We start from the raw sequence: 12,938 nt of genomic DNA on the forward strand, positions 1-12,938 counted from the left end.
CAATAACAATCTATGGAGAGCAAAAAAAGTTATACAGCAATCAAAGTGCTCTTTAGTTATGTTGCATTATTGGCATTAGTGGTTACCGTAGGATGGTTTTTGTATTCTGAAAATGTCGTTTACAATAAATTAGAAGACAAGATTGCATTCGAAAAAACCAAAATTTTAAGAGTCAGCAAACTTTTTTCGAATGTATATAAAACAGAAAGTTTGGCACGAAAAACAATACAAACCAATTCTGATTCAGATTTTAAAAGTTATGTTATTGAAACCGATTCGCTCCGCGCTCGAATCGATACTTTAAAACAAATTGTTACTACCGAATATCAAAAAGTTCTCTTAGACAGCGTAACGTATTTATTGGCAGAAAAAACCAAAAATATCCAGCAACTCAAAACCATAAAAAACAAGGCCGATGATGAAGTTTCGGTAAATTCTGCTATTGATGAAATTACCAAAATGGAGTTTAAGCTTCGCAAATTAGAACTTCAGGATTTTACCAAAAATCCGAATCAGCTTGGGGCTTACCAAAAAAATGTGCTTCAAAAATATGTCGATTATCTCAATCAGAATATTCCCGATGATAGTACAAATACGCTGAGCAAAAAAGCTTCGGATTCGATTTTGGCCAATTCCAAAAAACTTTTGAGCTCCGTAAAATTAAGAGCCGAAAAGAAAAAAGAATCTTTGAATTTTGAGGAAAACAAATTGCTGAAAAACGAAATTGCTATTTCGGAACAACTCCGAAAAGTACTCCGAATTATCGAGCGAGAAATTATCATCAACTCCATAAAAAACAATTCATTAAAAGAAAAATCACTTAAAAAAGTCAATGAAATTGTTACAGCATCGGCAATTATTGGTTTGGTGCTGACTATTTTCTTTTCTATTTTGATTGTAAGCGATTATTCAAAATCGCAGTTGTATAAAAAACAGCTTGAAATCGCGAATTTCAAAACAAAAAACCTCCTAAAAAGCCGCGAACAATTGATCTCGACCGTAAGTCATGATTTAAAAACGCCGTTGAGCACCATTGTCGGTTATTCCGAACTTTTAGGCAATTCTGATATCAATACAAAACAGTCTTATTTCATTAAAAACATCAAAAATTCGTCTGAATACATCACACAATTGGTTCAGGATTTACTTGATTTTTCGCAAATTGAAGCAGGAAAAATTACGATTGAAAAAGTTCCGTTCCTTTTACCCGAAATAATTGATGAAGTTGCCAAAAGCATTCAAACAGTTTACAAGCAAAAAAAGATTGATTTAATAATTAATGTTGATGAAAAACTAAATGCAAAAATTGTTGGCGATCCTTTTCGATTGAAACAAATTTTGACCAATATCATTGGCAACGCTTATAAATTTACCGAAGAAGGCTACATCAGAATCAGTGCTTTTTTGACTGAAAAAAATGATTATTTCGCGATTACTATTGAAGATACCGGAATTGGAATTGAAAAAGGAAACCAAAAATTTGTATTCGAAGAATTTGCGCAAGCAAATGAAAACATCGAAAAAAAATATGGCGGAACAGGTTTAGGACTTTCCATTTGCCAAAAAATAATTTCGATTCTTGGCGGAAGTTTGCAACTTGAAAGTGTTTTTGGACAAGGAAGCACTTTTGAAATTCAGTTGCCATTATTATTTGATACAAGTATAAATCCAACCGAAGAAATCAAAAAACCTATAACTCAAAATCAAAGTATCAAGCCACAAACTTTTATTGTTATAGACGACGACATCAATCTTCTGAATTTAACGAGTGGCGTTTTAAGACAGGAAAAACATCAGGTTTTGTCTTTTAACAGTGCTAGCAAAGCTTTAGAATCTATTGAAAAAACTAGTTTTGATTTTGTAATTACCGACATTCAAATGCCGGAAATGGATGGCTTTATGTTTTTGAAAAAACTCAAAAGCATTTCTTTTTATCAAAATCAACCTGTGATCGCTTTGACTGGAAGAACCGATTTAGAAACTTCGGTGTATTCAGATGCCGGTTTTACAACCGTAATCAAAAAACCATATTCGCCACGAATATTGCTGGATACAATTAGAATTATCTCCGAAAATGAAATTTTGCCAAAAGAAATTGAAAATGGTGCCACAGAAAAATCGGCTAATCAATTGTATTCTTTAGACACGCTAAAAGAGTTTTTAGCCAATGACAAAAATGCTTTAAATGATGTTTTAAGATCTTTTATAGAAAGCACTAATGAAAATTTAGCTTCTTTAGAAAATGCAATTGCAGACGAAAATAAAGCTGAAATAAATGCCATCGCCCATCGCATTGCTCCCATGTTCAAGCAAATTGAAGCAAATGAAATTGCACGCATTTTATTAAATTTAGAAAAAAATGAATTTGAAATTGTCGCTATAAAAGACATTCAAACCGATTTAAAAACGAAAATCAAATCACTTTTTGAAGCCTTAGAAAAAGAAATCGTTTAATCGATGTTGTATTGCTTTAATTTATTATAAAGCGTCTTTCTGGTAATTTTAAGCAGTTTTGCAGCTTCAGACTTATTGTTTTGAGTTTTTGACAAGGCGTGAATGATCGTTTCCTTTTCATTTTCTGATAGCGAAAAACTTTCCATTGTTTCCGCTGGATTTTGCTTTTGAATCTGAAAAAATTCTGCCGGAAGCACGTCACTTTCAATGTAATCTCCTCGAGTTAAAAGTGTCGCACGTTTTACGCAATTTTGAAGTTCACGCAAATTCCCTGGCCAATTGTATTTTTGAAAAATTGCCACAACTTCTGGCGAAAACCCTATGATATCTTTATTCAATTGCTGATTGGCTTTTTCAAGAAAATAATCGGCGAAAACCATCAAATCTTCTTCTCTGTCTTTTAATGAGGGAGACAGAATAGAAAATTCATTGATTCTATGGTATAAATCTTCTCTAAAATCGCCGTTTTTTACTGCTTCACGCAAATCTTCGTTTGTTGCCGTTATGATTCGAATATCGACGTTTATTTCTTTATTGCTTCCAACAGGTTTTATTTTTCGTTCCTGAAGCGCTCTCAAAAGTTGGATTTGGTTTTCATACGAAAGATTTCCTATTTCATCCAAGAAAAGCGTTCCACCATTTGCGGCTTCAAAATAGCCCATTTTGTCACTGATAGCTCCGGTAAAAGATCCTTTTAAATGCCCAAAGAATTCACTTGCCGCTAATTCTTTCGGGATCGCTCCACAATCAACTGCAATAAAATTATTGTTTTTGCGAGTGCTTTGCTGATGAATACTTTTGGCTATAATTTCTTTTCCCGTACCGCTTTCGCCGATAATCAAAACCGACATATCTGTTGGACTTACCAATTGAATATGATCTAGCAATTTTCGAGAAGCAACAGAAATTCCTTTTACAAATTCATTTTCTGAAGAAACTTGTTTTTTCGTTGATTTTTTTTCTTTAGAAACAACTTCCTCAACTTCATTATTATTTTGCAATGCATTTGTAATAACCAATAAAACCTCATCAGGATTGAATGGTTTCGAAATATAGTCAGCTGCGCCATTTTTGATTGCTTTTACAGCTGTATTTACATCAGAGTAGCCTGTCATCATGATAACAGGAATTTGCGGATGCGAATTTTTAAATTCTGTCATAAGTCCTATGCCATCAGAATCTGGCAAACGAAGATCTGTCAAAATCAAATCAAACGATTCGTTTTTGATTGCTGCTCTGGCTTCTGCCGCAGAGAAAGCTATAGTTACATCGTATGCTTTTTTTATTAGAAACTTCTCTAATAATTTGCAAAACGAAATATCATCTTCTATCAATAATATTTTTGACATTTGTTTTTTAAGGACTTTTTTTGCTAAAATAACACTATTAAAGTTGTATTTTCACAAAATTATGCAAAAAAAAAGAGACTGCTATAAGCAATCTCTTTTTCACCAAAAACATAAATCTAATTCACCTAATTATATTTATAATATATTTATTATATTTTCAGCCAATTGCCATTGACATCTGAGTAAACAGTAGCCTTTTGGTCCTTCACTGATATTTCTAATTTGTATTCTTTTTTCTCGTTTACATACGCTTTTTCCAACTTTGCATTTGGATAAGCAGTTTGTAGAGCAGTTTTCACAGCCGCCGGAACAGCGTCTAAAGTTACTTCTGTATATTCTGTTTGAACCGAAAGTGACATGGCTGTTTTATTTGGAGTAGTTGCTGCATTTACGGGAACAGATAAACTCGCTAGAATAACGACTGCTGCTAGGGCTAACTTTTTCATATTGCTCAAGATTTCGAATTATTTTTTAATAATGTTTCCAGAAGCATCTGTAAAAACAGTGTACTTTTTATCTCCACTAGAAATTTCTAGTTTGTACTCATTCTTTTCGTTTTTATATGCTTTTTCAAGCTTTGTATTTGGAAAAGATTTCTCAATCGTAGATTTTACAGCAGCCGGAACAGCATCTGCACCAATTTCAGTAAATTCATTTTGAATATGAACTGATTGTACCATTTCATTTGTTACTGCAACATTTGTTGCCTGCATTGACAAAGCTCCTAAAAGAACTGCTGCCGATAAGATTAACTTTTTCATAGTGGGGATAATTTATTAGTTACTTTTTAAGAATGTTTCCTTGTGCGTCAGTGTAAACAGTCGATTTTACATCACGAACGATAATTTCGATTTTGTATTCTTTTTTATCGTTTACATAAGCTTTTTCAAGTTTTACACCAGGATAAGCATTATCCAAAGCTGTTTTTATAGCTGCAGGAACAGCATCAACTTCTTTGTACTCATCTTGAAATTTTACTAATTCTGTTGTTGATCCAACAGCAATCGGTGTGGCTTGTATTGACAGTCCTCCTAAAAGGATAGCTGCCGATAATAATATCTTTTTCATAATGATAATTTTTTAGTAAGTGATTATTTTTTCACCCAAGATCCATCGGCGTTAGCATATAATGATCCAACTTTGTCGCCTACAGTAATCTCTAATTTATATTGAGAAGAAGCATTTTTGTATGCTTTGTTCAAAACTGCATCTGGATACGCTTTTTTTAGTGCATTTGTTACTGCTGTTGGAACTTCTTCATTTTTGATTTCTGTAAATTCTTCTTGGATTGAAATTGATTTTACGGTTGTAATTGCGATTGGCGAAGTTGAAGCAAATGATGTTAAACTTCCCAAAACGATAGCGGCTGATAAAAATAAATTTTTCATAGTGTGGATATTTAATAGAGTTAATTAATTTGATTGGAACAAAAAGGGATTATTTTTTAATCCAAGTTCCATCTGCATTAGCGTAAAGAGATCCAACTTTGTCTCCTACTGCGACTTCTAGTTTATATTGCGATGCAGTATTTTTGTAAGCTTTGTTTAAAACTGCATCTGGATATGCTTTTTTAAGAGCATCTGTTACTGCAGAAGGAACTTCTTCTAATTTAATTTCAGTGTATTCGTCTTGAATTGAAATTGTTTTTACGATTGTATTTGCGATTGGCGAAGTTGAAGCAAATGATGTTAAACCTCCCAAAACGATTGCGGCTGATAGAAATAAATTTTTCATGATAATAGTATTTTAAAATCGTTAATTTAATTTTAGTATTTTTTATTTGTAAATACACGGAGCCTGTGGTTTAGATTATTTTTGAATCCAAGTTCCGTCTGCGTTAGCAAAAAGATTTCCTTCTTTGCCTCCAACTGTTACATCTAATTTATACTGTGCTTTTTCATTTTTATATGCTTTAGAAACTACTGCATTTGGAAATGATTTTTTTAATGCCTCAGTTATTGGAGCTGGTAATTCTTCTAATTTGATTTCAGTATATTCCTCTTGAATAGAAACTGTTTTTATAATAGAATCTTCAATTGAAGAATTTGCAGCGAATGAAGTCAAACTTCCCAAAACAATAGCGGCTGATAAGAATAGCTTTTTCATAATGTATATTTTAGTTTTGTTTGTAGTTGTTTACGCTTTAGATAATGAAATTATTATGCCGCAAACCAAAAACTGCACTCCATATCGCTCAAACCCCTACAAATAAAGGAATTATGCTCGTCGTGACAAAAAAAAGACATTCTAAAAAAGTGTGTAATCCTATGGAGACGTGTATAATTTTTATACACTTTTAGTGTTTCCTAACCGTTTAAAACAACAAAACCCAACGAGAAATAAAACTCGTTGGGTTGAGATAAAATAAAAAAGGCTGCCGAAAATCGACAGCCTTTAAAATTATTCTGGACTATTCATTTTGAATGTTTCCATAAAAGCAGTAGTATAATCCCCTGCAATATATTTTGGATCATCCATTAATTGTCTGTGGAAAGGGATTGTAGTTTTCACACCTTCAATCACGAATTCGTCAAGAGCTCTTCTCATTTTGCTGATAGCTTCTTCACGAGATTGTGCCGTTGTAATCAACTTAGCAATCATTGAATCATAGTTTGGCGGAATACTGTAACCAGAATAAACGTGAGTATCTAAACGAACTCCGTGTCCTCCTGGCATATGAAGTGTAGTAATTTTTCCTGGTGAAGGGCGAAAATCGTTATAAGGATCTTCAGCATTAATACGAACTTCGATAGCATGTAATTGTGGCAAGTAATTTTTTCCAGAAATTGGAATACCAGCTGCTACCATAATTTGCTCGCGAATCAAATCGTAATCAATTACTTGTTCTGTAATTGGGTGCTCAACTTGAATACGAGTATTCATTTCCATGAAGTAGAAATTTCTGTGTTTATCAACTAAGAATTCTACAGTTCCAGCTCCTTCATATTTAATGAATTCAGCAGCTTTTACAGCAGCTTCTCCCATTCTTGTACGAAGTTCGTCTGTCATGAAAGGTGAAGGTGTTTCTTCAGTAAGTTTTTGGTGACGACGTTGAACAGAACAATCTCTTTCAGAAAGGTGACATGCTTTTCCGTAAGAATCTCCAACAACTTGAATTTCGATATGACGTGGCTCTTCAATAAGTTTTTCCATGTACATTCCGTCATTTCCAAATGCTGCAGCAGCTTCTTGACGTGCACTTTCCCAAGCTTTTAAAAGATCTTCTTCTTTCCAGATGGCACGCATTCCTTTTCCACCACCACCAGCAGTAGCTTTCATCATTACTGGGTAACCAATTTCTGCTGCTGTTTTTTGTGCATGCTCATAAGATTCTAATAATCCATCTGAACCTGGCACGCATGGAACTCCTGCTGCTTTCATTGTAGCTTTCGCAGAAGCTTTATCTCCCATTCTGTCGATCATTTCAGGAGCCGCACCAATAAATTTGATTCCGTGCTCTTGACAAATTTTTGAGAATTTAGCATTCTCAGAAAGGAAACCGTATCCTGGGTGTATTGCATCTGCATTTGTAATTTCTGCAGCGGCAATAATATTTGACATTTTTAAGTACGATAAGTTACTTGGCGGGGGACCAATACAAACCGCTTCATCAGCAAACTTAACATGCAAGCTTTCTGCATCGGCTGTAGAGTAAACGGCAACCGTTTTAATTCCCATTTCCTTGCATGTACGAATTACACGAAGTGCAATTTCTCCTCTATTCGCAATTAATATTTTTTTAAACATCTTATTTTAATTAGATAATTAGACAATTTGATAATTAGATAATTTTAGATGGTTAAAAATTTCTCTTTCGAACCATTCTAAAATCTAAAATCTAAAATCTAAATTTATTTATGATGGATCTACTAAGAATAAAGGTTGATCAAATTCAACTGGAGACATATCGTCAACAAGAATTTTAACAATTTTTCCTGATACTTCAGATTCGATTTCGTTGAATAATTTCATTGCTTCAATTACGCAAAGAACATCTCCTTTAGATACAGTACTTCCAACTTCAGTGAAAACAGGTTTGTCTGGAGATGGTTTTCTATAGAATGTTCCAATGATTGGAGATTTTATAGTAACATATTTAGAATCGTTAGCCGCTGGTGCTTCTGGAGTTACATTTACAACAACTGGCGCAGCAACTTGCGGAGCAGCCGCTTGTGGCAATGCAGCTTGAGCTGGCAATTGCTGTACATAAGTAGCTTCAGTAACATTTGTTTCTAAAGTTGTTCTAATAGTGATTTTTACATCATCCATTTCTAACTTTACTTCAGCAACTCCCGAATTTGCTACAAATTTGATTAGGTTTTGAATTTCTTTTAAATCCATAATGATTCGTTTTTAGTTTTAATTTATTTCTTATCGTAAGCCCACTTTAAATAGATAGATCCCCAAGTGAATCCACCACCAAAAGCAGCAAAGATTACATTATCTCCTTTTTTAAGCTTGTCTTCAAAATCAGCCAATACTAATGGCAAAGTTCCAGAAGTAGTATTACCATATCTTTCAATGTTTACCAAAACTTTAGATTCTTCTAATTCTAATCTTCCGGCAGTAGCATCAATAATACGTTTATTAGCTTGGTGTGGCACTAACCAGTCAACATCTTGATTTGTCAAATTGTTTCTTTGCAAAATCAATTCGCTGGCATCTGCCATATTTGTAACAGCATATTTGAAAACAGTTTTACCGTCTTGCATAATATTATGCTGTCTGTTTTTTATAGTTTCTTCTGAAGGTGGAATCAAAGAACCTCCGGCTGGGATTTTAAGAAAATCGCGCCCAACACCATCACTTCTTAAATATTCATCCTGCAAACCTAAGCCTTCATAATTTGGTTCAAAAAGGACTGCTCCAGCTCCATCACCAAAAATAATACAAGTTGCTCTGTCTTTGTAATCTACAATTGATGACATTTTATCTGCACCAATTAAAAGCACTTTTTTGTAACGTCCAGACTGCACATAAGCCGCAGCAGTTGACATTCCGTATAAGAAACTTGAACATGCAGCTTGCAAATCGTATGCAAATGCATTTGTTGCTCCAATTTCTGTGGCAACATAAACTCCTGTAGAAGCCACCATCATATCTGGTGTTGCTGTTGCCATTATAACCATATCAATCTCAAGCGGATCAATATTTGCTTTTGCAATTAAATCCTGAGCTGCTTTTATTGCAAGATATGATGTTCCTTTATCAGCATCTTTCAGAATTCTTCTTTCTTTAATTCCTGTACGAGTGGTAATCCATTCGTCATTGGTATCTACCATTGTTTCCAATACTTTGTTTGAAAGCACAAAGTCTGGAACGTAGCCTCCAACAGCGGTAATTGCGGCTGTGATTGTATTCATTATATTCTATTATTTCCTCTCAAATACGAGGTATTTGAAAAATTTTTAAAAGACTTGAAAATTACAAAAAAAAACGTAACGAATTTGTCTATATTTTCCTAAAAAACGAAAATTATAACCAACAAAAAAAACTCTCACTATGTGAGAGTTCTAGTATAATTTACAAAAACGTATTAAGCAACCGCTTCAGATTTATCGATAACAACTTGCCCTCTGTAGTACATTTTACCTTCATGCCAGTAAGCTCTGTGGTATAAATGCGCCTCACCTGTAATAGGACATGTAGCGATTTGAGCTACAGTAGCTTTATAATGTGTTCTTCTCTTATCTCTTCTTGTTTTCGAGGTTTTTCTCTTAGGATGTGCCATTTTACTATATTATTTATCCGTTAATAGTTTCTTTAATTTTTCCCAACGCGGGTCAATATCTTCTTCTTTGTTACTCTCTTCCTTTTGTTCTTTTACACTTAATTCATTCAGTTTTGTCAAAGCTTCTGTTTGCAGACTTCCGTCTTTAACACCTGGATGAATTCTTTTTTGAGGTACAGAAAGCGCGATCATTTCATAAATATATTGCGCCACATCAATCTCATGCTCACCATGTGGTAAAATCAACAACTCTTCATTATCATCATTGAATTCTTCTCCAAAACGAACAATCAACTTCATTTTCCCTTTTATAGGTAAATCAAAATCTTCGCCTGTTACATCACAAGGTACATTTACTGTTCCTTTATGTTTGAATTCTAGCTCTAACATATTACTTTTCTTATCGAAAAGCAAATTGACTTTAATATCTGAACTTTGAAACTCATCGTATTCAAAGTCCTTAAAGAACGTGTTATTTATTTGATACTCAAAATGGTGTTTTCCTAGTTTTAATCCTACGAAAGGAATTAAAAATTCTTTTGTTTTGCTCATTTCAACATCAATTTGAACCATTCGATTCTGTAAACAGATATCCGAATTGGGGTGCAAAGATATAAAATTATTATAAATCTAATAATCTTATTGACCTTTTTTTGTTTATAACTGTTTTTCTTTTATTTTTAGAGGCTTTTGGCTAATCTCCTCATACTGATTACGCGAGCGAAAAATATCGATCGCAAGATAAACCGCTTCTTTAAACGAATTAAAATCTGCCATATCTTTTCCAGCAATATCATAAGCGGTACCATGATCCGGCGAAGTCCTTACTTTATTTAGACCTGCTGTATAATTCACTCCTTTTCCAAAAGACAATGTTTTGAAAGGAATTAATCCTTGATCATGATATGTTGCAACAATTGCGTCGTATTTCTCATATTGTCCACTTCCAAAAAAACCATCTGCCGGAAACGGACCAAAAACCATTGTTCCTGCATCAAATATTTTTTTCAAAACTGGTTTCAAAACCAAATCATCTTCTTTTCCAATAACCCCGCCATCACCTGCATGCGGATTTAATCCTAAAACTGCAATTTTCGGCTTAACAATGCTAAAGTCCTGAATCAATGATTTTCTGATTGTTTCAATTTTTCTAGTAATTAACTCTTCCGTCAAATGTGATGAAACTTCATTTAATGGCACATGATCTGTCAAAAGGCCTACTCTTAAATTATCTTGCACCATCATCATAAGCGCATTTCCCTCCAATTCTTGATCTAAATAATCAGTATGTCCAGGAAATTTAAATTCTTCTGACTGGATATTGTATTTATTAATTGGCGCTGTAACCAGAACATCAATTGAACCCTCTTTTAATGCTTTTGTTGCCGCTACAAAAGATTTGATTGCATATTCGCCAATTTTTTCATCATTTTTCCCAAGATTAACATCAACTCCTTCTTTCCAAAGATTGAAAACATTCACTTTTCCTGGCAAAACTTGCTCTAATTTATCTACGCCATGAAATTGAACCGAAGATGTAAAACTCTTTTTTACAAAAGACAATATTTTGGCATTTGCAAAAATAACCGGCGTACATAGCTCCAGCATACGAGAATCCTCGAATGTTTTCAATATAACTTCGCTTCCAATACCGTTTAAATCTCCTACTGAAATTCCAACAATTATATTTTCTGCTTTTTTATTCATGAGCTCAGTTTATTTATTACTAATTTTGATGTGCAAATTTAGTAAAATAAAACAACAATGTTCACAGGAATTATAGAAACCCTAGGAAGGGTTCATGAAATACAAAAAGATCAAAACAATCTTCACATCACAATCGATTCATCTTTTACAAATGAATTGAAAATTGACCAAAGCGTTTCACATAACGGAATTTGCTTGACAGTTGTTGCTATAAAAGATTCTTTTTACACGGTAACAGCGATTGATGAAACGATTTCAAAAACCAATATTGGAGACTGGAAAACAGGCGACATTGTTAATCTTGAGCGCGGCATGAAACTTGGCGATCGCCTAGACGGCCATATTGTACAAGGACACGTTGATCAAACTGGAACCTGTGTAAAAATCGAAGAAGCGAACGGGAGTTGGAATTACACTTTTGAATACGACAAAAACCTGAACAACATTACAATAGAAAAAGGCTCGATTACAGTAAACGGCGTAAGCCTTACGGTTGTAAATTCAAAAACAAACGAATTTAGCGTTTCGATTATCCCTTATACGTTTGAAAACACAAACTTTAAAGACTTTAAAGTTGGAACAAAAATAAATCTAGAATTTGATGTTGTTGGCAAATACATTTCAAGATTATACGCCATAAACAAGTAAATCAAAATCATCCCACAAAAAAAAGCTTCAATTTATATTGAAGCTTTTTTTGTTAAATTATATCTGCGAATTGCATAAATTCCAAATAATACTGCACATACAACCAAAACAATCAAATTCTCATCAATTGGTCCTCCTGGCGGCGGTGGCGGTACAGTTGGAGGCGGAGGATCTGCCAAGACACTTGAAACAGTCATTAAGGCAATACAACATGCAAAAAAAATATTTTTCTTTATCTTCATAAGTTTAAACTTGCCTAGACAAGCGGTTTTAAATTAGACTTGGGGTCTTTTATGAAATTTCGTACAAGCCTTATAACAAAGAGCTTCACCTGACAAATGTAGAAGATTTTTACAGAAATACAACCCTAAAAACAAAAAAAGCTTCATAAAAATTTTATGAAGCTTTTGTACTAATGTGGTCCCACCTGGGCTCGAACCAGGGACCACCTGATTATGAGTCAGGTGCTCTAACCAGCTGAGCTATAGGACCGGTTTAGAGGATGCAATATTACTACTATTTTTCATTCACTCCAAATATTTTAAGACATCATTTGTATTTAATTTTTAAAACTTCCTTTAATTATCAAAAACGAAATTGATTTTCAATGCCTTATTTAAAAATTAAAATGATATTTTTTTATCTAATTTCTTGGCAAAGTTCTACTAAAACGCCATTTGTATTCTTCGGATGCAGAAAAACAACCAATTTATTATCGGCTCCCTTCTTCGGAACTTCATTAATCAAAACAAAACCCTCATTTTTTAGACGGATAATTTCTGCTTCAATATCATCAACATCAAAAGCGATGTGATGAATTCCTTCTCCTTTTTTTTCCAAAAATTTCGCAATCGGGCTTTCTGGATTTGTTGCTACCAAAAGTTCGATTTTATTATTTCCTGTTTGAAAAAAAGAGGTCAAAACACCTTCGCTTTCTACCGCTTCCATTTTATACGATGGAACGCCCAGCATTTTTTCGAACAAAACATTCGCATCGTCCATATTTTTTACTGCAATCCCAATATGCTCTATTTTATTTACCATCTTCT

17 protein-coding genes and 1 tRNA gene are annotated in these 12,938 nt (G+C 33.7%); 2 read left to right on the forward strand and 16 right to left on the reverse strand.

Translation table 11 applies throughout. The features are described 5' to 3' along the window. Positions 1-12: 12 nt before the first annotated feature. Entirely contained in the window at positions 13-2,454 is a 2,442-nt protein-coding gene (locus tag SCB73_RS05265; RefSeq protein ID WP_320569050.1) for a hybrid sensor histidine kinase/response regulator, read from the forward strand. On the opposite strand, the gene SCB73_RS05270 is transcribed toward SCB73_RS05265, so the two are convergent. The 13 genes from SCB73_RS05270 to pdxA form a co-directional block, all read right to left on the reverse strand. Further along, on the reverse strand, positions 2,451-3,803 hold the full coding sequence (locus SCB73_RS05270) for a sigma-54-dependent transcriptional regulator (protein WP_320569051.1): 1,353 nt from the start codon (positions 3,801-3,803) through the stop codon (positions 2,451-2,453). The genes SCB73_RS05265 and SCB73_RS05270 overlap by 4 nt on opposite strands. A gap of 149 nt (positions 3,804-3,952) precedes the next feature. Then, entirely contained in the window at positions 3,953-4,249 is a 297-nt protein-coding gene (locus tag SCB73_RS05275) for a PepSY-like domain-containing protein (RefSeq protein ID WP_320569052.1), read from the reverse strand. Positions 4,250-4,267: 18 nt separating this feature from the next. After that, positions 4,268-4,564 carry a PepSY-like domain-containing protein gene (locus tag SCB73_RS05280; protein WP_132988785.1) on the reverse strand — a complete coding sequence of 99 codons (297 nt, stop codon included), beginning with the start codon at positions 4,562-4,564 and terminating at the stop codon, positions 4,268-4,270. A 19-nt stretch (positions 4,565-4,583) separates the two neighbouring features. Beyond that, positions 4,584-4,871, reverse strand: coding sequence for a hypothetical protein (locus tag SCB73_RS05285; RefSeq protein WP_320569053.1), 288 nt, complete (start codon positions 4,869-4,871; stop codon positions 4,584-4,586). 23 nt (positions 4,872-4,894) lie between these two features. Next, positions 4,895-5,191, reverse strand: a complete 297-nt coding sequence (locus SCB73_RS05290) for a hypothetical protein (RefSeq protein WP_320569054.1) — start codon at positions 5,189-5,191, stop codon at positions 4,895-4,897. 49 nt (positions 5,192-5,240) lie between these two features. Beyond that, positions 5,241-5,537, reverse strand: coding sequence for a hypothetical protein (locus tag SCB73_RS05295; RefSeq protein ID WP_320569055.1), 297 nt, complete (start codon positions 5,535-5,537; stop codon positions 5,241-5,243). Positions 5,538-5,612: 75 nt separating this feature from the next. After that, positions 5,613-5,909 (reverse strand): hypothetical protein, encoded by a 297-nt coding sequence (locus tag SCB73_RS05300; protein ID WP_320569056.1) that lies wholly within the window; start codon positions 5,907-5,909, stop codon positions 5,613-5,615. 294 nt (positions 5,910-6,203) lie between these two features. Then, a complete protein-coding gene (gene accC / locus SCB73_RS05305; protein WP_320569057.1) occupies positions 6,204-7,550 on the reverse strand; it encodes an acetyl-CoA carboxylase biotin carboxylase subunit in 1,347 nt (448 codons plus the stop codon). A gap of 108 nt (positions 7,551-7,658) precedes the next feature. Next, positions 7,659-8,144, reverse strand: coding sequence for an acetyl-CoA carboxylase biotin carboxyl carrier protein (gene accB / locus SCB73_RS05310; protein WP_026728324.1), 486 nt, complete (start codon positions 8,142-8,144; stop codon positions 7,659-7,661). A gap of 23 nt (positions 8,145-8,167) precedes the next feature. Further along, entirely contained in the window at positions 8,168-9,166 is a 999-nt protein-coding gene (locus SCB73_RS05315) for a beta-ketoacyl-ACP synthase III (RefSeq protein WP_320569058.1), read from the reverse strand. A gap of 173 nt (positions 9,167-9,339) precedes the next feature. Then, on the reverse strand, positions 9,340-9,534 hold the full coding sequence (rpmF, locus tag SCB73_RS05320; RefSeq protein WP_008465217.1) for a 50S ribosomal protein L32: 195 nt from the start codon (positions 9,532-9,534) through the stop codon (positions 9,340-9,342). Between the two features lie 9 nt (positions 9,535-9,543). After that, positions 9,544-10,086, reverse strand: a complete 543-nt coding sequence (locus tag SCB73_RS05325; protein ID WP_320569059.1) for a YceD family protein — start codon at positions 10,084-10,086, stop codon at positions 9,544-9,546. Between the two features lie 105 nt (positions 10,087-10,191). Beyond that, on the reverse strand, positions 10,192-11,241 hold the full coding sequence (gene pdxA, locus SCB73_RS05330) for a 4-hydroxythreonine-4-phosphate dehydrogenase PdxA (RefSeq protein WP_320569060.1): 1,050 nt from the start codon (positions 11,239-11,241) through the stop codon (positions 10,192-10,194). A gap of 57 nt (positions 11,242-11,298) precedes the next feature. Here pdxA and SCB73_RS05335 point away from each other — a divergent pair, with 57 nt between their 5' ends. Further along, on the forward strand, positions 11,299-11,889 hold the full coding sequence (locus SCB73_RS05335; RefSeq protein WP_320569061.1) for a riboflavin synthase: 591 nt from the start codon (positions 11,299-11,301) through the stop codon (positions 11,887-11,889). A gap of 32 nt (positions 11,890-11,921) precedes the next feature. On the opposite strand, the gene SCB73_RS05340 is transcribed toward SCB73_RS05335, so the two are convergent. The 3 genes from SCB73_RS05340 to mce all read right to left on the reverse strand — a co-directional run bounded on the left by SCB73_RS05340 (position 11,922) and on the right by mce (position 12,933). Beyond that, on the reverse strand, positions 11,922-12,131 hold the full coding sequence (locus SCB73_RS05340; RefSeq protein ID WP_320569062.1) for a hypothetical protein: 210 nt from the start codon (positions 12,129-12,131) through the stop codon (positions 11,922-11,924). A 176-nt stretch (positions 12,132-12,307) separates the two neighbouring features. Continuing rightward, positions 12,308-12,381, reverse strand: a tRNA-Ile gene (locus tag SCB73_RS05345). 147 nt (positions 12,382-12,528) lie between these two features. Then, positions 12,529-12,933, reverse strand: a complete 405-nt coding sequence (mce, locus tag SCB73_RS05350; RefSeq protein WP_320569063.1) for a methylmalonyl-CoA epimerase — start codon at positions 12,931-12,933, stop codon at positions 12,529-12,531. Positions 12,934-12,938: the final 5 nt, after the last annotated feature.

It is taken from the genome of Flavobacterium sp. KACC 22761 (assembly GCF_034058155.1).
Lineage (GTDB): Bacteria > Bacteroidota > Bacteroidia > Flavobacteriales > Flavobacteriaceae > Flavobacterium.